The following is a 22,459-nucleotide window of genomic DNA, read 5'->3' as shown; positions in this document are numbered from 1 at the left end:
GCCGCGGGCCGGGACCGTCCGCGAAGATCAGGGGCCGTAGAGCAGCCACAGCGGCAGGACGGCGTCGAGATAGTCCATGAATTTCTTCAGGCCCACCCGAAACTGCCCGTACCCGTAGGGGTCTTCGGCGTACTGGGGGAACGCGATGCCAACCCCGAACAGTCCGGGGGCAAGGATCCCGTTGGTCCGGTGGTAATCCAGCTGGCCCCATTGCGGGGTCTCGGGCAACTTCCTGCGTTCGAAGCCGACGGTGTAGACGACCCGGTCGCATTGCGCCAGTTTCTCCGCGAATTGCGGGCTGGACACCCAGCACCTCTCCAGGCGGTCCGGAAGCACCCCGTCGATGTTCTCCCGCGCCCAAACAGCCGCCCGGCCCTTCAGCCCCGTGTCGTCGAACAGTATCCAATCGTCAAGATAGACAGCGTATTTCAGCGGGCTCCGGTAAAAATTGATGATCCGCTTGACGGGATGGCGCAGCAGGTTGGGCAGGACGATCATCGACGTGTGTGACGAGCCGAACACGGCGACCGTCGCCCCCTCGAGCGGCTCCTGGGCGAGCTTCTCGGGATCCAGGGCGACCTGGACTTCGATCTCCTCGAGATCGGCGTGGCGAAGTTTTTTGGGGTCCGCGCCCACGGCCAGGATCACGTTCCTGGAAAAGATCCCCCGTTGTTCGGTCTGGACCCGCCACTGGCGGTCCTGCAAAGACAACTCGGTGGCGGTCGTGGTGAAGTCGTCGACCTGCTCACGCAGCTGCTCGGTGACCCACACCAAGGGTTCGGCGAGCAGGCCGAGCGCACAGGTCTCCTGGAGATCGACCTCCTTGAGCGGCATCGGTGGCGCTTCTGAGAACCGAAACGCCTTGGAGCCGTTGAAGTATTCGAGAAAGAGCGCGACGTGGGTGTTGCTCGACACCGACCGCCACTTCTGGCCGATGTCTCCGGCAGCGAAGGCCGGATCGACCCAGGCGATCCGTTCGGCCGCGACCCCGTGATCCAGCAACCTTCCCACTGCGGCGATGCCCGCCGGGCCGGCGCCGATCACTGTCCACTCGTAGGAAGCCATCCACCACATATAGAGCAGTCAGCCGGGAAATGCTCACCGTGGCTGCAGCGGGGCGGCCGGGCCGGCTACGCCAGCCAGGCCGCGGCATCCGGCGGGAGTTTGCCCTCCAGCAGCGGCGCGCTCGCCAGGATCAGCTCGCCCGCCGGCAGCGGCACCGGCGAGTCGCCGCTGTTGAGCACGCAGACCAGCCCACCGGGCCGCCGGAAGATCACCGCATCGCCGGCCGCGTCCAGCCATTCGACGCCCACGCCGTCGAATTCCACACGGCGCTTTCGCAATTCGATCGCCCGCTGGAAAAACGACAAGGTGGAGTCGGGATCACCGCTCTGCTTTTCGACGGTCAGCGTCGCCCATTCCGCCGGCATCGGCAACCACGTCTCGGACGAGAAGGAGAACCCGAACGGCGGCTCCTGACCCGACCAGGGGATCGGCACCCGGCACCTGTCCCGGCCGCGCTCGGTGTGGCCGGAGCGCTCCCACGTCGGGTCCTGCAGCACCTCGTCGGGCAGGTCCACGTCGGGCAGCCCCAGCTCCTCGCCGTTGTAGATGAACACCGCACCCGGCAGGGCGAGCATCACCAGGGCCATCGCGCGGGCGCGGCGCAGCCCGACCTCGCCGTCGCCGTAGCGGGTGACCTCCCGGCCGACGTCGTGGTTGGACAGCGTCCAGGTCGGGACTGCGTCCTGCAGGGCGGTGGCGGCCAGCGAGTTCTGGATCGCGTCGCGAATCTCGGCGGCGTCGAAGTCGATCTTGGTCAACCGGAAATTGAAGCCCAGGTGCAGTTCGTCGGGACGCAGATACTCGGCCCAGCGGACGTTGTCGGTGACCCAGACCTCGCCGACGGTCACCGCCCCGGGATAGTCGTTGACCACCCTGCGGATGTCGCGGTGGATGTCATGCACGCTCGGGTTATTGAAGCGCGGGTCGTCGTCGGTGTGGCTGAGCACCCTGGACTCGACGTCGGGGGAGTCGGGCAGGCCGGCCGGCTTGGCCATGCCGTGCGCCACGTCGATGCGGAAACCGTCCACGCCGCGCTCCAGCCAGAACCGCAGCGTTTTCTCGAAGTCGTCGAAGACGTCCGGGTGCTCCCAGTTCAGGTCGGGCTGCTCGGCATCGAAGAGGTGCAGGTACCACTGGCCGGGGTTGCCGTCGGGTTCGACCACGCGCGTCCACGCCGAGCCGCCGAACACCGAGGCCCAGTTGTTCGGCGGCAGCTCGCCGAGCTCGCCGCGGCCGTCGCGAAAGAAGTAGCGTTCCCGCGCGTCGGTGCCGGGCCCGGCGGCCAGCGCCGCGGCGAACCACGGATGCGCCGAACTGGTGTGGTTGGGCACCACGTCCATGGTGATCTTCATGCCCCGCTCGTGCGCGGCGGCGATCAGCCGTTCGATGGCGGCCATCCCGCCGAACAGCGGGTCGATGTCACGCGGATCGGCGACGTCATAGCCGTGGTCGGCCATCGGGGACACGGTGACCGGATTGAGCCAGATCGCGTCCACACCCAGTCGCTCCAGGTGGTCCAGGTGCGCCGTCACCCCGTCCAGATCGCCGACGCCGTCGCCGTCACTGTCGGCGAAGGACCTCGGGTACACCTGATAGAACACCGCGCTTGACCACCACGGCTTGGACTCCATTCCACCCCGCTTCGTTTCGTGGGCCGACAGTTTCGCCCTCACAGGGGCGCGTTGACGAGTGAGTGCGCAGCCATTTCCAGATAGTCGAGCAACGCGCGACGGTGTTCGTCGTCGAGTGTCTGCGAATCGATGGACGCGACGGCGGTGTGCATGCACCGCAGCCACGCGTCACGTGCCAGGGGAGTGATCCGGAACGGCACGTGACGCATCCGCAGCCGGGGATGTCCGCGCCGGTCGGAGTAGGTGCGCGGGCCGCCCCAGTACTGCTCGAGGAACATCCGCAACCGTTCTTCGGCACCCTCCAGGTCGTCCAGCGGATACAGCTCACGCAGGATCTCGTCCTCGGGGACCTGGGCGTAAAAGCGCGACACGATCGCGTGGAACGTCTCGGCGCCGCCGATCGCGTCGTAAAAGCTGACCTGATCCATCGCCGTCCATTGTGGTGCATCGCGGCGGCGCGGAGCCCAGCCGGCCCGATCCCATGCCCGCTGTTCACCGGCTGGACACGGCGTTTCACCTGCAATAGGGGTGCGATTGTCGGCGAATCATGGTGGACTGTTCGCGGAGGATCTATGGCGCAGGGCAAGAGACGCCGCAGCCACCGCAGTCCGGTAGCCGCGGCAGGGTTAACCGGGCCCACAACCGCGTCGTCCCTGCACAGTGTTGAAATCCATCCACCCGCCCGCTCGGAGAGCGCGTCCATCTGGAGTCGCCGGCGGGTCCTGCTGCTGAATTCCACCTACGAGCCGCTGACCGCGCTGCCGATGCGTCGGGCGATCGTCATGGTGATCTGCGGCAAGGCCGACGTGGTGCACCACGATCCGGCCGGCCCGGTCATCCACTCGGCGACCAGCTCCATCGTGGTGCCCTCGGTGATCCAGCTGCGGTCCTACGTCCGCGTTCCGTATCGCGCGCGCGTCCCGATGACCCGGGCCGCGCTGATGCACCGCGACCGGTTCTGCTGCGCCTACTGCGGGGCGAAGGCGGACACCGTCGACCACGTGCTGCCGCGCAGCCGCGGCGGCGACCATTCCTGGGAGAACTGCGTCGCGTGCTGCTCGACCTGCAACCACCGCAAGGGTGACAAGCTGCTCAGCGAGCTCGGCTGGGCGCTGCGCCGGCCGCCGCAGCCGCCGACGGGGCAACACTGGCGGCTGCTGTCGACGGTCAAGGAACTGGATCCCGCCTGGGCCCGCTATCTCGGCGAAGGCGCGGCCTGACCGCCAATCCGGTGTCCGGTCGCGCCGGTAGATCGGTTCGTGGGATACGGTTTGGCTCGTGAGTCAGATGCATCTCCACCTGTTCATCGTCGGAATACCGCTGTTGCTGGTAGTCGCGCTGTCGGTGCTCATCTGGTCCCGCAAGGGTCCGCACCCGGCGTCCTACAAGCTGGGCGAGAAGTGGACGCACCCGCCCATCCTGTGGGCTGCCACCGGCGAAGACGTCGGCCACGCGCACGGCGGACATGGTGGGCACGGCACGTCGGAGTTCTCAGTTGGAGGTGGCGCCAGTGGCACGTGGTGAAGTAGCGACGCGAGAACCCGCCGAGCTGCCCCGCGGCTGGGTCATCACCACCAGCGGACGGATCTCCGGGGTCACCGAGCCCGGCGAGCTCTCGGTGCAGTTCCCGTTCTCGACCAAAGATCTCGTCGCGGTGGATGACGCGCTGAAGTTCGGCTCGCGGGCGTCCAAGACGCGGTTCGCGATCTATCTGGGCGACCTGGGCAGCGACACCGCCGCGCGGGCCCGCGAACTCCTGGCCCACGTTCCGACGCCGGACAACGCGGTGCTGCTGGCCGTCTCGCCCGACCAGAGGGTCATCGAGGTGGTCTACGGCACCCAGGTCCGTGGCCGTGGTGCCGAGTCGGCCGCGCCGCTGGGGGTGGCGGCGGCGTCCTCGGCGTTCGAGCGGGGCGACCTGGTCGACGGCCTGGTCAGCGCGATCCGCGTGCTCAGCGCCGGCATTTCGCCGGCCTAGTGGCGATCGCAAGCCCGGTGGAGCCGGGCGCTGCGGGTCGCCACCATCCGGCTTAGTGGCGATCGCAAGCGCGGTGGAGCCGGGCGTAGCGGGTCGCCACCATCCGGCCTAGGCTCCGCCTTCGTCCGTGGGGGCCGAGCCCTCGCCGGCGTCGAAACGGCGCGCCCGCAACGAACGCTTCACTCCGGCCTGGCCCTCGAGTACCAGGCGGCGCAACGCCGCGGGCACCTCGGGGTCGGACAGGAACCTGTCCGCGGCGGCGATGCCGTCGTCGCTGATATCCCAGTGCGGGTACAGGCCGATCACCACCGTCTGGGCCACTTCGCTGGACCGGCGCGCCCAGACACCGGAGATCGCCTCGAAATAGCGCTCGGTGAACGGCTTGAGCAACTCGGCCTGCCCGGCGGGGGCGATGCCCGCGATGATCGAGCGGGCGGTGATGTTGGCCAGGGTGTCGTCCTCGACCACCGTCGTCCAGGCATCCTCCTTGACCTGCAACTGGGGTCGGGCCGTCGCGGCCTGGGCGCCGTGCCGCTTGCCGGCGGCGGTCGGGTCGCGTTCGACCTCGGCGTCGATGAACGGCGTGGCGGGCCCGTCGGCGTCGATCTTGCCGGCGGTGGCCAGCGCCGTGACGATCCGCCACCGCAGGTCGGTGTCGACCACGAGGCCGGCCAGGCCCAACTCGGCGGGGCCGCGGTCGAGCAGGTCGGCCAGCGTCGCCACATGGTCGGCCGACAGCACCGACGAGCACAGCGTGTTGACGAAGGCGAGCTGGTGATCCGAGCCGGGTTGCGCGGCACGCGCCAACTCCAGCAGCCGGTCGGCGAATTGCGGCCAGCCCTGCTCGCGCGCCCAGCCCTGCTCGGCGTAGGACGTCAGCGCCGTCTGCGCCTGCAGCAATAACCGCTGGGCCACCCCGACCTCGGATTCGGCGTGCACGCCGCCAGTGACCAGGGCCACGAAGTCGCGTGCTCGTAGCTCGGCCTCGCGCGTCATCTCCCAGGCGGCCGACCAGACCAGCGAGCGCGGCAGCGGCTCGGCGATGTCGGCGATGCGCTCCAGCGCGGTGCGCAGCGACTCGGCATCCAGCCGCAACGAGCAATATGTCAGGTCGTCGTCATTGACCAGAATCAACTGGCCCCGCGAAACACCAACCAGTGCAGGGACTTCCGTGACCGGGCCCTCAACGTCGAGTTCCTCGCGGTGTACCCGCACCAGCTTTCCGGTTCCGCTGGAATCGCTGTCGTCGTAGATCCCGACCGCGAGCCGGTGCACCCGGGTCTCACCGGCGCCCGGGGCGGCGCCGCTCTGGGTCACCGCGAACCTGGTGAACTTACCGTCAGCGTCGACGTCGAACTCCGGCCGAAGCGTGTTTAGCCCGGTCGTTTTCAGCCACTGCTGACCCCAGTCGGACAGGTCACGACCCGACGCCTGCTCCAGCGCGGCGACCAGGTCGTCGAACGTGGCGTTGCCGAAGGCGTGCGCGCGGAAGTAATCCCGCAGTCCCGCCAGGAAGTGCTCCAACCCGACGTAGGCGACGAGTTGCTTGAGCACCGAAGCGCCCTTGGCGTAGGTGATGCCGTCGAAGTTGACCTCGACCGCTTCCAGGTCGGGGATGTCGGCGGCGATCGGATGCGTCGAGGGCAACTGGTCCTGCCGATAGGCCCACGACTTCTCGACCGTGGCGAACGTCGTCCACGCCTCGGTGAATTCCGTTGCCTCGCTTTGGCACAGCACCGATGCGAAGGTCGCGAACGACTCGTTGAGCCAAAGGTCGTCCCACCACGCCATGGTGACCAGGTCGCCGAACCACATGTGCGCCATCTCGTGCAGCACGGTCTCGGCGCGCCGCTCGTAGGAGGCCCGGGTGACCTTGCTGCGGAAGACGTAGTCCTCCAGGAAGGTCACCGCGCCCGCGTTTTCCATCGCGCCGGCATTGAATTCGGGGACGAACAGCTGGTCGTACTTCCCGAACGCGTAGGGCAGGCCAAAGTGCTTGTGGTAGAAGCCGAATCCCTGCTTGGTCTGGGTGAACAGCCGCTCGGCGTCCATGTATTGGGCCAGCGAGGATCGGCAATAGATCCCCAGCGGGATCTCGCCGTGCTCGTCGGTGTAGGAGTCGTTCCACTCGGCGTACGGGCCGGCGATCAACGCGACCAGATAGGTGCTCATCCGTGGTGTGGTGGCGAAGGTGTGCAGGCCGTCGGTCACCGACACCGCCGCGCCGTTGGAGATCACCTTCCAATGCGTGGGCGCGGCCACCCGCACGTCGAAGGTCGCCTTCATGTCGGGTTGGTCGAAACAGGCGAACATGCGCTTGGCATCGGCGGTTTCGAACTGCGAGTACAGGTAGGTCTCGTTGTCGACCGGGTCGACGAACCGATGCAGGCCCTCTCCGGTGTTGGAGTAGCGGCAGTCCGCGTCTACCACGACGACGTTGCGGTCGGTCAGCCCGCGCAGCGGGATGCCGGTCGACTCGTCGTATCCGGAGACATCCAGGTCCCGCCCGTTGAGGGTGGCGCTGCGGATGGTGTCGGCGGCAATGTCGATGAACGAGTCGGCGCCGGCGAGCGCGTCGAACACCACGGTGGTGATCGAGCGGAAAGTCCGTTCGCCGGGTGGTCCACCAGGCCCGGAACCGTCGGTGAGATCGAGGTCGATCTGATAGCTGGCGACGGTGATCAGCGAAGCGCGCTCGACGGCTTGTTCACGGGTGAGGTTCGGAAGTGCCACGTGTCCAACTTACGGGTCGGGCAAACCGGGAACAGGACGCAGAGGCCTACGGTTGTGCAGATCGGACTTTCCACCAACGAGAGGATCAGCCATGCCTGACACCGCCGCCGCGAAGAACAAAGCAGACTTCTGGTTCGATCCGCTGTGTCCGTGGGCGTGGATCACCTCGCGCTGGATCCTCGAGGTGGAAAAGGTCCGCGACATCGAGGTGAACTTTCACGTGATGAGCCTGGCGGTGCTCAACGAAAACCGCGAGGGCCTGCCCGACGAATACCGCGAACGCTTGTCGAAGGCCTTCGGTCCGGTGCGGGTGGCGATCGCCGCCGAACAGGCTCACGGCGCCGAGGTGCTCGCGCCGCTGTACACCGCGATGGGCACCCAGATCCACAACAAGGGCAACAAAGATCTCGACGACGTGATCAAGCAGTCGCTGGCGGAGGTGGGGTTGCCCTCGGAGCTGGCGGACGCCGCGAACAGCGACGCCTACGACGAGGCGCTGCGCAAGAGCCACCACGCCGGCATGGACGCGGTGGGCGACGACGTCGGCACACCGACCATCCACGTCAACAATGTGGCGTTCTTCGGGCCGGTGCTGTCCAAGATCCCGCGCGGCGAGGAGGCGGGCAAGCTGTGGGACGCCTCGGTGGCCTTCGCGTCCTACCCGCACTTCTTCGAGCTCAAGCGCAGCCGCACGGAGAAGCCCGAATTCGACTAGACCGGTAGGGCGCTGCCCGCCTTGCCATCGCCGCCGCCAACGCCGCGGGTGGCTGTGTAAGGATTGCGGGCATGCGCGTCTACCTCGGCTCTGACCACGCCGGATTCGAGCTCAAGCAGCAGATCATCGATCATCTCACCAAATCCGGGCACGAGCCGATCGATTGTGGCGCCTTCAGTTACGACGCCGAAGACGATTACCCGGCGTTTTGCATCGCCGCCGCGACGCGTACGGTGGCCGACCCGGACAGCCTGGGCATCGTGTTGGGCGGGTCGGGCAACGGCGAGCAGATCGCGGCGAACAAGGTGCCCGGCGCCCGTTGCGCCCTGGCCTGGAGCGTCGAGACGGCGGCGCTGGCCCGCGAGCACAACAACGCCCAACTGATCGGCATCGGCGGTCGCATGCACACCGTGGCCGAGGCGCTGGCCATCGTCGACGCCTTCTTGACCACGCCCTGGTCGAAAGCCGAACGCCACCAACGGCGTATCGACATACTCGCCGAATACGAACGTACCCACCAGGCCCCGCCGGTACCCGGCGCGGCCAGCTGACGCCGGAAAGGTCTGCGCGTGCCCGAAGGGCATACCCTGCACCGATTGGCCCGGCTGCACCAACGCCGATACGCCGGTGCCCCCGTCGCGGTGTCGAGCCCGCAGGGCCGCTTCGCCGATTCGGCCGCGGTGGTCGACGGCCGGGTGTTGCGGCGCACCAGCGCGTGGGGCAAGCACCTGTTTCATCACTACGCCGGCGGGCCGATCGTGCACGTGCACCTCGGCCTGTACGGCGCCTTCACCGAATGGGAACGGCCCGGCGACGGACTGTTTCCCGAAGCGGTCGGGCAGGTGCGGATGCGCATGATCGGCGCCGGCTACGGCACCGACCTGCGCGGGCCGACGGTGTGCGAAGTCATCGACGAAGGCCAGGTCAGCGACGTCCTGGCCAGGCTGGGCCCCGACCCGTTGCGCAGCGACGCCGACCCGGCGTGGGCGTGGAAGCGAATTGCCAAGTCGCGCAGGCCCATTGGCGCGCTGCTGATGGACCAGACCGTGATGGCCGGGGTGGGCAACGTCTACCGCAGCGAGCTGCTGTTCCGCCACCGCATCGACCCGTTCCGGCCCGGCCGCGACGTCGGCGAGGATGAGTTCGACGCGGCCTGGACCGATCTGGTCGCGTTGATGAAGGTCGGATTGCGCCGCGGCAAGATCATCGTGGTGCGGCCCGAGCACGACCACGGCGCGCCGTCGTACCGCCCCGATCGACCCCGGACCTACGTCTACCGGCGGGCCGGTGAGCCCTGCCGGGTGTCCGGTGATCCGATTCGCACGACGGTGCTGGAGGGCCGAAACGTGTTCTGGTGCCCGACATGCCAGAAGTGACCGCATTGGCAGGAAACTTTCAGCCCATAACACTGGCGCCACTTGTTTAGCCAAAGCATCTATGCGGGTATCACATAGCCCGTGAAAACTCTTCCACGTTTGGCCGCAACGGCTCTCGCAATCGGCGGGCTGGGTCTGGCGGGCTTGGGCGCTGCAACTGAGGCGCAGGCCCATCCCGGCCCCTTCCCGCAATGGTGCCCGGGTGAGTGGTGGGACCCGGGCTGGGGCAACAACTGGGACTGGAACAACTGCCACGACTGGCGCGGAGGGCCTCCTGGACCGCCGGGCTGGGGGCCGGGGGGACCGCCGCACCCCGGCGGCCCGTGGGGACCGGGCGGCCCGGGTGGACCGCCGCCGCCTCCCGGCTGGCACCCCTGATCCGACCAGTCACGCAACCAAATGCGCCCCGCCGAATCGGCGGGGCGCATCTGCGTTGAGCGTCAGATGACTCCCAGCACGGAGTAGACCTCGTTGGACAGCACCAGGCTGCGTGGGTCCGCATTGGCCTTGGTCGGGTCGAAGTGATTGGCCACATACGCGTAACCGATGCGGTGCTCCAGGTCGACGAACCCGAACGAGCCGCCCAGCCCGCCGTGGCCGAAGATGCGGGGGTTCGGCCCGTTGACGCAACGCTGGTTGAGCATGTAACCCAAACCCCAGCCGTGGTCCGCGACCCGCGGCCCCAGCACCAGGTCGGTCTCCAGGCCGCCCTGGCAGACCCGCACCAGGTCCATGTGCTCGCGGCTGAGCACCTTCTCCTGGGCGAGCGCGTTGTAGAACGTCGCCAGTCCCAGCGCCGAGACCTGCCCGTTGGTGCCCGGGAACTCGAGTTCGCGCCACAGGTTCAGGTCGTGCGAGCCGAGTTCGTCGTCGGGGGCGAACCCCATCGAGATCGACAGCCCCGCCTTGGGGTGCTCGGCCAGGCTCCTCGGGTAGCCCGGCGCCTTCGCGTCGGCCAGCAGATCGCGGGCATGCGGCTTGTTGACCCGCTCGGCGCACCGGTGTTGCTCGCTCAGCGGCAACCCGATGTGCACGTCGGCGCCCAACGGTTCGGCGATCTCGGTGCGCAGGTACTGGCCGATGGTCCGGCCCGTCACCCGGCGGAACACCTCGCCGGTGATGAAACCGAAGGTGGTCATGTGGTAGCCCTGCGCGGTGCCCGGCTCCCACCACGGCTCGGCGGCGGCCAGCTGTTCGCAGACGTAGTCCCAGTCGGCGACCTGCTCCCACCGCATCCGGGTGCGCGGGCCGATCACCCCGGAGCGGTGGCTCATCACCATCGCCAGCGTGATGTCTTGCTTGCCCGCCTGGGCGAACTCGGGCCAGTAGTGCGCGACGGGGGCGTGCAGGTCCAGTTCGCCGCGGTCGGCGAGCTGGTGCACGCAGGTGGCCGACAGGCCCTTCGTGCCGGACAAGACGGTGGTCAGGGTGTTTTGCTGCCACGGTCGGGTGCGGGCCGCGTCGGCCCAGCCACCCCACAGATTGACCACTAGAGACCCGTCGACCCACACCGCGACGGCCGCGCCGACTTCGTTGCCCAGCGTGAAATTGCGCTCGAACGCGTCGCGAACCCCGACGAAGTCCGACGCGCATGAGCCGTGGATCAACGCGTCGGTCAACAGGTCGCTCATGGCGCCTCTCTATCGAGCAGATAGTTAGCCCGAGCGGGCGACGGGAATCGAACCCGCGTAGCTAGTTTGGAAGACTAGGGCTCTACCATTGAGCTACGCCCGCATGTAGTTAGTCGAGCGTGACTGTAGCTGGCGACGAAGATCAAATCTAATCGACTCGGTTTTGTGATCGCTCCGTGAGGTCTGCGACGTCGCTGCGAAGCCCGTGGCCAACCCGGTGTTGAGGGGCCTTAGGATCATCGAGGTCAGCGCGGGGTGTAGCGCAGCTTGGTAGCGCATCCGCTTTGGGAGCGGAAGGCCGCAGGTTCAAATCCTGTCACCCCGACCAGCACCACCGGCCGCGCCCTGCGCGCGGCCCACCGACCACCGAGAACGAGCCAAGAACGAGCACTGAGGAGCACACCCGTGAAGAGCACCGTTGAGCAGTTGAGCCCCACCCGGGTGCGCATCAACGTGGAGGTCCCCTTCTCAGAACTCGAACCCGACTTCCAGCGCGCCTACAAGGAGCTGGCCCGCCAGGTGCGACTGCCTGGATTCCGGCCGGGCAAGGCGCCGGCGAAGTTGCTGGAGGCCCGGTTCGGTCGCGAGGCCATGCTGGATCAGGTGGTCAGCGAGGCGCTGCCGGCGCGGTACGGGCAGGCCGTCGCCGAATCAGAGGTGCACCCGCTGGGTCAGCCCGAGATCGAGGTCACCAAGAAGGAGTACGGCGAGGAGCTGGCGTTCACCGCCGAGGTCGACGTGCGACCCAAGCTCGCCCTGCCGGACCCCGGTGCGCTCAAGGTGTCGGTGGACCCGATCGAGGTCAGCGACGAGGACGTGGACGCCGAACTGCAGTCTCTGCGTGCCCGATTCGGCACGCTGACCGGGGTGGACCGCCCGGTCGCCGACGGCGACTTCGTCTCGATCGACCTGTCGGCCACCATCGACGGTGAAGAGGTTCCGGGCGCCGCCGCGCAGGGCCTGTCCCACGAGGTCGGCTCGGGCCGGCTGATCGCGGGCCTCGACGAAGCCCTGATCGGGTTGTCCGTCGACGAGTCCAAGGAATTCACCGCGCAGCTGGCGACCGGCGAGCACGCAGGCAAGGACGCGCAGGTCACCGTCACCGTCAAGTCGATCAAGGAACGCGAGCTGCCCGAGGCCGACGACGAGTTCGCCCAACTGGCCAGCGAGTTCGACACCATCGAGGAGCTCAAGGCCAACCTGCGCGACCAGGTCGGCCGGACCAAGCGCGCCCAGCAGGCCGAGAACATCCGGGAGGCCGCGCTCGACACGCTGCTCGAGCAGGTCGAAGTGCCGCTGCCGGAAGCGATCGTCAAGGCCCAGGTCGACAGCGCCCTGCACAACGCCTTGCACAGCCTCAACCACGACGAATCCAAGCTCGAGGAAGTGCTGGCCCAGCAGGGCAAGTCCCGCGAGGAGTTCGAGACCGAGACGCGCACCGCCGCCGAGACGGACGTGAAACGGCAGCTGCTGCTGGACGCCCTGGCCGACGAGCTGGAGGTTCAGGTCGGCCAGGAGGACCTGACCGAGCGGCTGGTCGCGACGTCGCGCCAATACGGCATCGAGCCCCAGCAGCTGTTGGCCTACCTGCAGGAGAACAACCAGCTGCCGGCCATGTTCGCCGATGTGCGCCGGGCGCTGGCCATCGCCGAGGTGATCCGGGCGGCGACCGTCACCGACACCGCCGGAAACGCCATCGACACGAGTGAGTTCTTCGGCAAGCGTTCGGAGGGCGACGGTCCAACGTCGGAGGGCGACGGTCCAACTTCGGAGGCCGGTGAATCCGACGAGGCCGACGCCGGGGAGTGACCGCGCCGTGACGCTGTGAGCGAACGCGGGGTGCGTGCCGCGAAACGGCGGCCTTGGTTGGTTAGTGTCGTGAATACAGGTCTGAAAGAAAGCAGGTAACCCAGTCGTGACTGACATGCGTTCGCCCTCGCAGGGTCTCAACCTCACGGACTCGGTCTATGAGCGCTTGCTCTCCGAGCGCATCATCTTCCTGGGTTCGGAGGTCAACGACGAGGTCGCCAATCGGCTGTGTGCGCAGATCCTGCTGCTCGCCGCCGAGGACGCGGACAAGGACATTTCGCTCTACATCAATTCGCCCGGCGGATCGATCAGCGCCGGGATGGCGATTTACGACACCATGGTGCTGGCGCCGTGCGACATCGCCACCTACGCGATGGGCATGGCCGCCTCGATGGGCGAGTTCCTGCTGGCGGCGGGAACCAAAGGTAAGCGCTTCGCCCTGCCGCACGCCCGCATCCTGATGCACCAGCCGCTGGGCGGCGTGACCGGTAGCGCGGCCGACATCGCCATCCAGGCCGAGCAATTCACGGTCATCAAGAAGGAGATGTTCCGCCTCAACGCGGAATTCACCGGCCAGTCGATCGAGCGCATCGAGGCGGATTCCGATCGCGACCGCTGGTTCACCGCGCAGGAAGCCCTCGAATACGGCTTCGTCGACCACATCATCACCCGCGCCGCCCACATCACCAATGGAGAAGCCCAGTGAACCCCGAAACCCAGCCCCAGGCGCGCTACATCCTGCCGTCGTTCATCGAGCACTCCAGCTTTGGGATCAAGGAGTCCAATCCCTACAACAAGCTGTTCGAGGAGCGCATCATCTTCCTCGGCGTCCAGGTCGACGACGCGTCGGCGAACGACATCATGGCCCAGCTGCTGGTGCTCGAGTCGCTGGACCCCGACCGTGACATCACCATGTACATCAACTCGCCCGGTGGCGGATTCACCTCGCTGATGGCGATTTACGACACCATGCAGTACGTGCGTGCCGACATCCAGACGGTGTGCCTGGGCCAGGCCGCGTCGGCCGCGGCGGTGCTGCTGGCCGCCGGGACACCGGGCAAGCGGATGGCGCTGCCCAACGCCCGGGTGCTCATCCATCAGCCCTCGCTGCAGGGCGTGATCCAGGGGCAGTTCTCCGATCTGGAGATCCAGGCCGCCGAGATCGAGCGGATGCGCACGCTGATGGAGACCACCCTGGCCCGCCACACCGGCAAGGACGCCGCGACGGTCCGCAAGGACACCGACCGGGACAAGATCCTGACTGCCGAAGAGGCCAAGGATTACGGGATCATCGACACCGTGCTCGAGTACCGGAAGCTCTCGGCGCAGACCGCCTAGCGTTCCCGGCCCGTCGCCGAGCGTGCACTCACGGCGAATCTTCGCGCGATTTTTCGCCCTGACTGCACGCTCGGTGAATCGCCGCGATATCGGCGGGCCCCACCCGGCAGCATCCGCCGACGATGCGGGCGCCGGCCGCGATCCACTGCGCGGCCAGGTCGGCGCCGAACCGTGACGGGCCGATCCACTTGCGCCGCAAAGCATCCCAGCGTTCTCCGCTGTTCGGGTAGACGATGACGGGTTTCCCGACGGGCGCGGCGTGCGCGATCGCGGGCAACACGTCCGCGGGCGCGCAGCAGTTCACCCCGAGCGCGACGATCTCGTCGACGCCGGCCGCCACCGCGAAGGCCTCGGCCAGTGGTTGCCCGGCGCGGGTGCGGTCCCCGTCGATGGTGTAGCTCAGCCAGGCCGGCACGCCGACCGCGCGCACCAACTCGACCAGCGCCCGCGCCTCGTCGACGTCGGGCACCGTTTCACACGCGAGCACGTCGGCGCCGGCGGCGGCCAGGACCTCCAGCCGCGGCCGATGCCAGCGCGCCAACGCCGCAACCGACAGGCCGTAGCGGCCGCGGTATTCGGACCCGTCGGCCAGCGCCGCGCCGTACGGGCCGACCGAGGCGGCGACCAACAGGCCGTCGACGCCGGTGCCATCGCGCGCCGCCCGGGCGAGCGCGACGCTGCGGCGCAACAACCCGGCGGTCTCCCCGCGATCGAACCCTCGGGCCGCAAAGCCCTCGAACGATGCCTGGTAGCTCGCCGTCGTCGCGATCGCCGCCCCGGCACGAAAGTAGGCGGCGTGCACGGCGACGACGTCCTGCGGGGCGTCCGCGAGCAGCCGGGCCGACCACAGGGAATCGGAAAGGTCATGGCCGCGGGCTTCGAGCTCGGTGGCCAACCCGCCGTCGAGCAGCACGGATCCGCCGGGCCAGTCGAAGCCCGCAGCCAAACCCACCTCGCCACTGTAGGGTGATTTCCTGGGGGTCCGCCCAGGCCTCGCGCGATCGTCGGCGTCGGGTTGGCACCTCCGCCCGGTGGTGGGATCGGGGGACAGCCAGCCTCGGTCGCATCACGACCGCGACACGCCAAAGACACACAAAGCGCGTCTTTCGCGAGTGACGGGCACCGTGTGGCTATATGTTTCATCCATACGGAACAGGCACGAACTCCTGCAAATACCATCGGCGCGATTCGGCGCTTATGGTCGCGGCGGGCCCGATCAAGCGGGTAGCGTCGGTGAATACATGCGGGGACAGGCAACAGCAACGGCGAACAGGAAGTAGGCGCTGACGCACCATGGCACGGATCGGAGACGGCGGTGACCTGCTGAAGTGCTCGTTCTGCGGGAAGAGCCAGAAGCAGGTCAAGAAACTCATTGCGGGCCCCGGTGTGTACATCTGCGATGAATGCATCGACCTCTGCAACGAGATCATCGAAGAGGAGCTCGCCGACGCCGACGACGTCAAGCTCGATGAACTCCCCAAGCCGATCGAGATCCGGGAGTTCCTCGAGGGATACGTCATCGGGCAGGACACCGCGAAGCGGACCCTGGCCGTCGCCGTCTACAACCACTACAAGCGGATCCAGGCCGGTGAAAAGGGCCGGGACTCGCGGCACGAGCCGGTCGAGCTGACCAAGTCCAACATCCTGATGCTCGGGCCGACCGGTTGTGGAAAGACCTACCTGGCCCAGACGCTCGCCAAGATGCTCAATGTCCCGTTCGCCATCGCCGACGCCACCGCCCTGACCGAAGCCGGATATGTCGGTGAGGACGTCGAGAACATCTTGCTCAAGCTGATCCAAGCCGCCGACTACGACGTCAAGCGCGCCGAGACCGGCATCATCTACATCGACGAGGTCGACAAGATCGCCCGCAAGAGCGAAAACCCGTCGATCACCCGCGACGTCTCCGGAGAGGGCGTCCAACAGGCCCTGCTGAAGATCCTGGAAGGCACTCAGGCCTCGGTTCCCCCGCAGGGCGGCCGCAAACACCCGCACCAAGAGTTCATCCAGATCGACACCACCAACGTGCTGTTCATCGTCGCGGGTGCCTTCGCGGGCCTGGAGAAGATCATCTACGAGCGGGTCGGCAAGCGCGGCCTGGGCTTCGGCGCGGAGGTGCGCTCCAAGGCCGAGATCGATACCACCGACCACTTCGCCGAAGTGATGCCCGAAGACCTGATCAAGTTCGGCCTGATCCCCGAGTTCATCGGCCGGCTGCCGGTGGTCGCCTCGGTCACCAACCTGGATCGCGAGTCGCTGGTCAAGATCCTCTCCGAGCCCAAGAACGCGTTGGTCAAGCAGTACACCCGGCTCTTCGAGATGGACAACGTCGAGCTCGAGTTCACCGACGACGCGCTGGAAGCGATCGCCGACCAGGCGATCCACCGCGGCACCGGGGCTCGCGGCCTGCGGGCGATCATGGAAGAGGTCCTGCTGCCGGTGATGTACGACATCCCGAGCCGCGACGACGTCGCCAAGGTCGTGGTGACCAAGGAGACCGTCCAGGACAACGTGCTGCCGACCATCGTGCCGCGCAAGCCGTCGCGCTCCGAGCGTCGGGACAAGAGCGCCTAACTAGCTCCTCGGGCGCACGGCCATCCCCGGCGACGCCGTTCCCCGGCGTCTTGGGCGTGGCCTGGACCTGCTGAACTTCCTCCTGGCCGACGTTCGTGGCGGCTTGGGCCGCTACCCACGGCGGGCACGGTATGAACGACGGTTGCTAACGCGCAAGACGTGACCAACGCCACAGTTTGCCGTGCTACTCATCAGTAGACGACGCTGACGTCGCCTTTTGGCCGCGAAGGCTTGCGAGACAACGGCCCAGGGACGGCGATGGTGACCGAAAATCAGTGCCATAATTGATACTTCCAGTGACATCAAACCGACACGGCCGGAAAGTCACTTTCACGGGCGTAATCTAGTTTGCGCGCGGTGTCCGCGCGGTGAACAAAGTGGAGGGCAAAGAGGTGGATCCGAACGGCAGCGGAGCCGGATCAGACTCACAGAATGGGGCTCCCCCCAACGGATCTGCCCGTCAGCGCCTCGAGCAAGTCGTCATTCGCTTTGCCGGTGACTCCGGCGACGGCATGCAGCTCACCGGCGACCGGTTCACCTCCGAGGCAGCGCTTTTCGGCAACGACCTGGCGACCCAGCCCAATTACCCGGCCGAGATCCGCGCCCCCGCAGGCACGCTGCCCGGCGTCTCGTCGTTCCAGATCCAGATCGCCGACTACGACATCCTGACCGCCGGTGACCGGCCCGACGTCCTCGTCGCAATGAACCCCGCAGCGCTCAAGGCCAATATCGGGGACTTGCCCCGTGGCGGCATGGTGATCGCCAATTCCGACGAGTTCACCAAACGCAACCTGACCAAGGTCGGCTACGTCACCAATCCGCTGGAGACCGACGAGTTGTCGGACTACGTCGTGCATTCCGTCGCGATGACCACCCTGACGCTCGGTGCGGTCGAGACGATCGGCGCCACCAAGAAGGACGGCCAGCGCGCCAAGAACATGTTCGCGCTGGGCCTGCTGTCGTGGATGTACGGGCGGCCGATCGAGACCAGCGAGAAGTTCATCCGGGAGAAGTTCGCCCGCAAGCCCGAGGTCGCCGAGACCAACGTGCTGGCGCTCAAGGCCGGCTGGAACTACGGCGAGACGACCGAGGCCTTCGGCACCACCTACGAGGTGTCCCGGGCGACCCTGCCCTCGGGCGAATACCGCCAGATCTCGGGCAACACCGCCCTGGCGTACGGCATCGTGGCGGCCGGCCAGCTGGCCGACATCCCGGTCATGCTCGGCAGCTACCCGATCACCCCGGCGTCCGACATCCTGCACGAGCTGTCCAAGCACAAGAACTTCAACGTCATCACCTTCCAGGCCGAGGATGAGATCGGTGGCATCTGTGCCGCCATCGGCGCCTCGTACGGCGGCGCGCTCGGCGTCACCACCACGTCGGGTCCGGGCATCTCGCTGAAGTCCGAAGCCCTCGGGCTGGCCGTGATGACCGAGCTGCCGTTGCTCGTCGTCGACGTCCAGCGCGGCGGCCCTTCGACCGGCCTGCCCACCAAGACCGAGCAGGCCGACCTGCTGCAGGCGTTGTTCGGCCGCAACGGGGAGTCGCCGGTCGCGGTGCTGGCCCCGCGCTCACCCTCGGACTGCTTCGAAACCGCGCTCGAGGCGGCGCGCATCGCGGTGTCGTACCACACCCCGGTGATCGTGCTGTCCGACGGCGCCATCGCCAACGGGTCGGAGCCGTGGCGCATTCCGGACGTCAGCACGCTGCCACGCATCACGCACACGTTCGCCAAGCCCGACGAGCCTTTCCAGCCCTACGCCCGCGACCCCGAGACGCTGGCGCGGCAGTTCGCCGTCCCCGGCACCCCGGGTCTCGAGCACCGCATCGGCGGCCTGGAAGCGGCCAACGGCTCGGGCAACATCTCCTACGAGCCGGTCAACCACGACCTCATGGTCCGGTTGCGCCAGGCCAAGATCGACGGGATCTCGGTCCCCGATCTGGAGGTCGACGACCCGACCGGCGACGCCGAGCTGCTGCTGATCGGCTGGGGCAGCTCGTACGGTCCGATCGGTGAAGCGTGCCGGCGCGCGCGGCGCAAGGGCATCAAGGTGGCCCACGCCCACCTGCGCTACCTGAACCCCTTCCCGGCCAACCTGGGTGAGGTGCTCCGGCGCTACCCGCAGGTGGTCGCGCCGGAAATGAACCTGGGCCAACTGGCGTTCCTGCTGCGGGGCAAGTACCTGGTGGACGTGCAATCGGTCAGCAAGGTGCAAGGCGTCGCGTTCCTGGCCGACGAGATCGGCCGGGTCATCCGCGCCGCGCTGGGCGGGACGCTGGCCGAAGTCGAGAACGACAAGACGATGGTCGCCAGAATGGCGGCAGCAACGGTTGGGGCCGGCGCATGATGGTGCCGGCGCCAATGCAGAGCGAAGCGATGAGGAGGAGCGACGCTCGTGACTGACCTGATCGGCAACCTGGCCGGCAAAGACCTCGGTGTGACCGCGAAGTTGACCAAAAACGACGGGGTCCCCAGGTTGTCTGCGCAGGACCAGCCGCACAAGTCCAAGGACTTCACCAGTGACCAAGAGGTCCGTTGGTGCCCGGGCTGCGGTGACTACGTCATCCTCAACACCATCCGCAACTTCCTGCCCGACCTCGGGTTGCGCCGCGAGAACATCGTGTTCATCAGCGGCATCGGCTGCTCGAGCCGGTTCCCGTACTACCTGGAGACCTACGGCTTCCACTCGATCCACGGCCGCGCACCGGCCATCGCGACCGGCCTGGCGCTGGCCCGCGAGGACCTGTCGGTGTGGGTGGTCACCGGCGACGGCGACGCCTTGTCGATCGGCGGCAACCACCTGATCCACGCGCTGCGCCGCAACGTCAACATCACCATCCTGCTGTTCAACAACCGGATCTACGGCCTCACCAAGGGGCAGTATTCGCCGACGTCGGAGGTCGGCAAGGTCACCAAGTCGACCCCGATGGGATCGCTGGATCACCCGTTCAACCCGGTCTCGTTGGCCCTGGGTGCCGAGGCGACCTTCGTCGGCCGCGCGCTGGACTCCGACCGCAATGGACTGACCGAGGTGCTGCGCGCCGCCGCCGGGCATCGCGGCGCCGCCGTCGTTGAGATCCTGCAGGACTGCCCGATCTTCAACGACGGCTCGTTCGACGCGTTGCGCAAGGAAGGTTCCGAGGAGCGGGTCATCAACGTCCGCCACGGCGAGCCGATTGTGTTCGGCGCCAACGGCGAATACTGCGTGGTGAAGTCCGGCTTCGGGCTGGAGGTGGCTAAGACCGCCGACGTGTCGGTCGACGAGATCGTGGTGCACGACGCGCACAGCGACAACTCGGCCTACGCCTTCGCCCTGTCCCGGTTGTCGGACCAGAACCTCGAACACACCGTGCTGGGCATCTTCCGCGACATCAGCCGGCCGACCTATGACGACGCGGCGCGTTCGCAGGTCCAGGCGGCCCAGTCGGCAAAGCCGTTCGACACCGCCGCGCTGCAATCGCTGTTGCGCGGGCGCGACACCTGGACCGTCGACTGACGTGGGCGACCAGGTGCCCGACAACACAGAAAAGGCCGGGTCGTTGGCGGGCATCGTGCTGGCCGGCGGCGAATCGCGACGGATGGGCCGCGACAAGGCCACCTTGCCCGGCCCGGGTGGCGCCGCCACGCTGCTCGAATACGTCGCCGGGGTTCTCGCGCAGCGCTGCGAGCCGCTGTTCGTGATGGCCGCGCCGGGGCAACCGTTGCCCGCGGTGCAGGCGCAGGTCATCCGCGACGAGGTGCGCGGCCAGGGGCCGCTGCCGGCGACCGGACGCGGGCTGCGGGCGGCCGCCGAGGCGGGCGCCCGGTACGCCTTCGTCTGCGCCGTCGATATGCCGCTGCTGTCCGCGGAGTTGATCGACGAGCTGGTGCAGTTGGCCGGCGAGACCAACGCCGAGATCGTGCTGCCGTGGGACGGCCGCAGCCACTACCTCGCCGCCGTCTACCGCACCGATTTGGCCGAGCGGATCAGCGGCCTGGTGGCCGGCGGCGCTCGCTCCATGCGTGCCCTGATCGACGCCTCCGACGCCCAGCAGATCGTGCTGCCGGAATCGCGCTTCCTGGCCAACGTCAACACCGAGAGCGATCTGCTCGCGCTGGCGCAGTCCCGCGGCTGAGCCGAGCGGCGGCGCTCGGCCGCCGCTTTTCGCTTTTTTCGATCAATTCGACGCGGACAATTCGGTTTTCCGAAATGCCATAATGTAAACGCGCATCGCCGTGGGGCGAGACACCTCGGCGATCGATTGCCGCGCCAATGCCGTGTGCGGCGGGGTGCCGTGATCTGTTGGGGCGGCAGCGATTTGAGGATATTCTGCGAGCGCCCTTCGGCGGTGACGACGCCAGGCGCTGGGGCCTGCCATATTGGTTACGCAATATTTCTGGCAAATTGACGCTGTCCGTATCGCCCCGCTCTTTCCGTCGATGGCGCCGCCGCTAGGCGACGCACAGCCCGGTTTCTATGACGCCAGCACTTCCTCGGTTTTGTGCCGAGAGTTGTTGTCGTCATGCATATTTGAATGAAAAGCGTTGCCAGACAGGGCAATACTCAGCATCTCACATCCGGGCCACCACCAAGCCCGCCCCCTGTTGTTCTGAGCATTGTATTGCGCTGGTGCGCATCGTAATTGAGTCATGCACGTGATTCCATCGACGCCCTTGGCGTGGGAAAGTTGCATCGGGCCAACGTTGCGGTACCCTACGCCGACTGCCGCGGGGGCCGGGATCCGTTGAAAGCGCTGACGAATCGGCGGAACCCCCGCAAATAAACGTGCGCCAGCTCACAAAACGCAGGTGATTCGGCTCACGATTTGTTTGTCCGTGCCGTTCAAGGGGCGATCGCCGAAACGCACTGGTGACCTGCGTAAATGCCCTCGGTACCGCGGCGTGATCGGCCCGATATCGAAACGAGATATCCGGTTTCCCAAGATGACGAACGCGCCGAGGTCTTCTACGGTCCCTGTTAGCCCACAACGGGTTACGGAAAAGTAATCAGATAATTGAATCTACGGATCCGCGTGTTGAGCGGCGCTACGGACGGCGAAAGCCCGACCGTGGTCGGTGGGTAAGACCCGCCGGGCAGACTTGGCCCGCCGCTGCCGTGCCTGACCAAGACGGCACGTTTCAAAGCAGGCATCAACCAATAGCTTCGGCCCACCTCCGTGGGCTTGCTTTGGCGCGCGCGCAGTGAAAGGAAGACGACTTGAAGAACGTCCGAAAGACGCTCATTCTTGCCGCGGTCACGGGCACGCTCGTGACCATCCCATCCGCCACCGCTCACGCGGACCCGGAAGCGGTGGGTTTCGACCCGAACGCGCCGGTCGCCGGGCCCGCGCCGGACGCCCCGCCGCCCCCCGCCCCAGACGCTCCTCGCGGCTCGCGCCGGACGGGGAGCCACTGCCGCCGTTGGCGTGCCAGGTGCTCGGGGTGAACTGCAGTCCACCGGAGAAGCCGTTACCGGTGCTGATGCCCCAGTTGCCACCCGACTCGCACTGCGCGATGGCATCCCAGTTCACGCTGTAGGCGCGGTGGGCAGGCGGCGGCAGTGGCTCCCCGTCCGGCGCGAGCCGCGAGGAGCAGATCCGGGTGGCCGAGAACGTGCTGCACTCGCAGG

At 67.3% G+C, this 22,459-nt stretch carries 20 protein-coding genes and 2 tRNA genes; 14 read left to right on the top strand and 8 right to left on the bottom strand.

All coding sequences use genetic code 11. From position 1 onward, the window contains the following. Positions 1-27: 27 nt before the first annotated feature. From A5659_RS24215 to A5659_RS24205, 3 genes are all read right to left on the bottom strand, one after another. Positions 28-1,044 (bottom strand): pyridine nucleotide-disulfide oxidoreductase, encoded by a 1,017-nt coding sequence (locus A5659_RS24215; protein WP_066860371.1) that lies wholly within the window; start codon positions 1,042-1,044, stop codon positions 28-30. A gap of 86 nt (positions 1,045-1,130) precedes the next feature. Then, positions 1,131-2,696, bottom strand: coding sequence for a glycoside hydrolase family 13 protein (locus A5659_RS24210; RefSeq protein WP_066860253.1), 1,566 nt, complete (start codon positions 2,694-2,696; stop codon positions 1,131-1,133). Between the two features lie 38 nt (positions 2,697-2,734). Beyond that, the gene (locus A5659_RS24205; protein WP_066860250.1) at positions 2,735-3,124 is read right to left on the bottom strand and encodes a globin; all 390 of its coding nucleotides are present in this window, start codon (positions 3,122-3,124) and stop codon (positions 2,735-2,737) included. 144 nt (positions 3,125-3,268) lie between these two features. On the opposite strand from A5659_RS24205, the gene A5659_RS24200 reads away from it, so the two are divergent. The 3 genes from A5659_RS24200 to A5659_RS24190 all read left to right on the top strand — a co-directional run bounded on the left by A5659_RS24200 (position 3,269) and on the right by A5659_RS24190 (position 4,674). Beyond that, positions 3,269-3,916, top strand: coding sequence for an HNH endonuclease (locus A5659_RS24200; protein WP_066860247.1), 648 nt, complete (start codon positions 3,269-3,271; stop codon positions 3,914-3,916). A 67-nt stretch (positions 3,917-3,983) separates the two neighbouring features. Continuing rightward, positions 3,984-4,220: a hypothetical protein gene (locus tag A5659_RS24195; protein WP_066860244.1), complete on the top strand. Its 237-nt coding sequence runs from the start codon at positions 3,984-3,986 to the stop codon at positions 4,218-4,220. After that, entirely contained in the window at positions 4,207-4,674 is a 468-nt protein-coding gene (locus A5659_RS24190; RefSeq protein ID WP_066860241.1) for a DUF5130 domain-containing protein, read from the top strand. Before A5659_RS24195 ends, A5659_RS24190 begins: the two co-directional genes overlap by 14 nt. Before the next feature lie 108 nt (positions 4,675-4,782). On the opposite strand, the gene pepN is transcribed toward A5659_RS24190, so the two are convergent. Beyond that, positions 4,783-7,407, bottom strand: a complete 2,625-nt coding sequence (gene pepN, locus A5659_RS24185; RefSeq protein WP_067184796.1) for an aminopeptidase N — start codon at positions 7,405-7,407, stop codon at positions 4,783-4,785. A gap of 91 nt (positions 7,408-7,498) precedes the next feature. On the opposite strand from pepN, the gene A5659_RS24180 reads away from it, so the two are divergent. The 3 genes from A5659_RS24180 to A5659_RS24170 all read left to right on the top strand — a co-directional run bounded on the left by A5659_RS24180 (position 7,499) and on the right by A5659_RS24170 (position 9,498). After that, the gene (locus A5659_RS24180) at positions 7,499-8,122 is read left to right on the top strand and encodes a DsbA family protein (protein WP_066860235.1); all 624 of its coding nucleotides are present in this window, start codon (positions 7,499-7,501) and stop codon (positions 8,120-8,122) included. 71 nt (positions 8,123-8,193) lie between these two features. After that, the gene (locus A5659_RS24175) at positions 8,194-8,673 is read left to right on the top strand and encodes a ribose-5-phosphate isomerase (protein WP_066860232.1); all 480 of its coding nucleotides are present in this window, start codon (positions 8,194-8,196) and stop codon (positions 8,671-8,673) included. 18 nt (positions 8,674-8,691) lie between these two features. Continuing rightward, on the top strand, positions 8,692-9,498 hold the full coding sequence (locus tag A5659_RS24170; protein WP_067184793.1) for an Fpg/Nei family DNA glycosylase: 807 nt from the start codon (positions 8,692-8,694) through the stop codon (positions 9,496-9,498). 440 nt (positions 9,499-9,938) lie between these two features. Here the strand turns inward: A5659_RS24170 and A5659_RS24165 are convergent, their stop codons facing one another. Together A5659_RS24165 and A5659_RS24160 are read right to left on the bottom strand one after the other, a co-directional pair. Continuing rightward, a complete protein-coding gene (locus tag A5659_RS24165) occupies positions 9,939-11,129 on the bottom strand; it encodes a serine hydrolase domain-containing protein (RefSeq protein WP_066860226.1) in 1,191 nt (396 codons plus the stop codon). Between the two features lie 32 nt (positions 11,130-11,161). Further along, positions 11,162-11,232: transfer RNA gene (locus A5659_RS24160), tRNA-Gly, on the bottom strand. A 148-nt stretch (positions 11,233-11,380) separates the two neighbouring features. Here A5659_RS24160 and A5659_RS24155 point away from each other — a divergent pair. The 4 genes from A5659_RS24155 (at position 11,381) to clpP2 (ending at position 14,276) form a co-directional block, all read left to right on the top strand. Further along, positions 11,381-11,457: transfer RNA gene (locus A5659_RS24155), tRNA-Pro, on the top strand. A 77-nt stretch (positions 11,458-11,534) separates the two neighbouring features. After that, complete coding sequence (gene tig, locus A5659_RS24150; RefSeq protein ID WP_067184788.1) at positions 11,535-12,938, top strand: trigger factor; 1,404 nt, start codon at positions 11,535-11,537, stop codon at positions 12,936-12,938. Between the two features lie 115 nt (positions 12,939-13,053). Then, the gene (clpP1, locus tag A5659_RS24145; RefSeq protein ID WP_066860220.1) at positions 13,054-13,644 is read left to right on the top strand and encodes an ATP-dependent CLP protease proteolytic subunit ClpP1; all 591 of its coding nucleotides are present in this window, start codon (positions 13,054-13,056) and stop codon (positions 13,642-13,644) included. After that, positions 13,641-14,276 (top strand): ATP-dependent CLP protease proteolytic subunit ClpP2, encoded by a 636-nt coding sequence (gene clpP2 / locus A5659_RS24140; protein ID WP_066860217.1) that lies wholly within the window; start codon positions 13,641-13,643, stop codon positions 14,274-14,276. Before clpP1 ends, clpP2 begins: the two co-directional genes overlap by 4 nt. 28 nt (positions 14,277-14,304) lie before the next feature. On the opposite strand, the gene mmuM is transcribed toward clpP2, so the two are convergent. After that, a complete protein-coding gene (gene mmuM, locus A5659_RS24135; protein ID WP_231998004.1) occupies positions 14,305-15,228 on the bottom strand; it encodes a homocysteine S-methyltransferase in 924 nt (307 codons plus the stop codon). A gap of 341 nt (positions 15,229-15,569) precedes the next feature. Here mmuM and clpX point away from each other — a divergent pair, with 341 nt between their 5' ends. The 4 genes from clpX (at position 15,570) to mobA (ending at position 20,966) form a co-directional block, all read left to right on the top strand. Continuing rightward, positions 15,570-16,850, top strand: a complete 1,281-nt coding sequence (gene clpX / locus A5659_RS24130; RefSeq protein ID WP_064953001.1) for an ATP-dependent Clp protease ATP-binding subunit ClpX — start codon at positions 15,570-15,572, stop codon at positions 16,848-16,850. Positions 16,851-17,242: 392 nt separating this feature from the next. After that, a complete protein-coding gene (locus tag A5659_RS24125; RefSeq protein WP_156749350.1) occupies positions 17,243-19,198 on the top strand; it encodes a 2-oxoacid:acceptor oxidoreductase subunit alpha in 1,956 nt (651 codons plus the stop codon). Positions 19,199-19,246: 48 nt separating this feature from the next. Continuing rightward, positions 19,247-20,347 (top strand): 2-oxoacid:ferredoxin oxidoreductase subunit beta, encoded by a 1,101-nt coding sequence (locus tag A5659_RS24120; protein ID WP_067184786.1) that lies wholly within the window; start codon positions 19,247-19,249, stop codon positions 20,345-20,347. 1 nt (position 20,348) lies between these two features. Further along, positions 20,349-20,966: a molybdenum cofactor guanylyltransferase gene (gene mobA / locus A5659_RS24115; RefSeq protein WP_082972116.1), complete on the top strand. Its 618-nt coding sequence runs from the start codon at positions 20,349-20,351 to the stop codon at positions 20,964-20,966. A 1,119-nt stretch (positions 20,967-22,085) separates the two neighbouring features. Here mobA and A5659_RS29050 read toward each other — a convergent pair. Then, a partial coding sequence (locus A5659_RS29050; RefSeq protein WP_197498187.1) for a transglycosylase family protein occupies positions 22,086-22,459 on the bottom strand: 374 nt, incomplete at its 5' end.

The organism is Mycobacterium sp. 1165196.3 (genome assembly GCF_001673415.1).
GTDB lineage: Bacteria > Actinomycetota > Actinomycetes > Mycobacteriales > Mycobacteriaceae > Mycobacterium > Mycobacterium europaeum_A.
The sequence above is the reverse complement of the archived record's forward strand: the minus strand, read 5'-3'. Positions and strand labels throughout refer to the sequence as shown.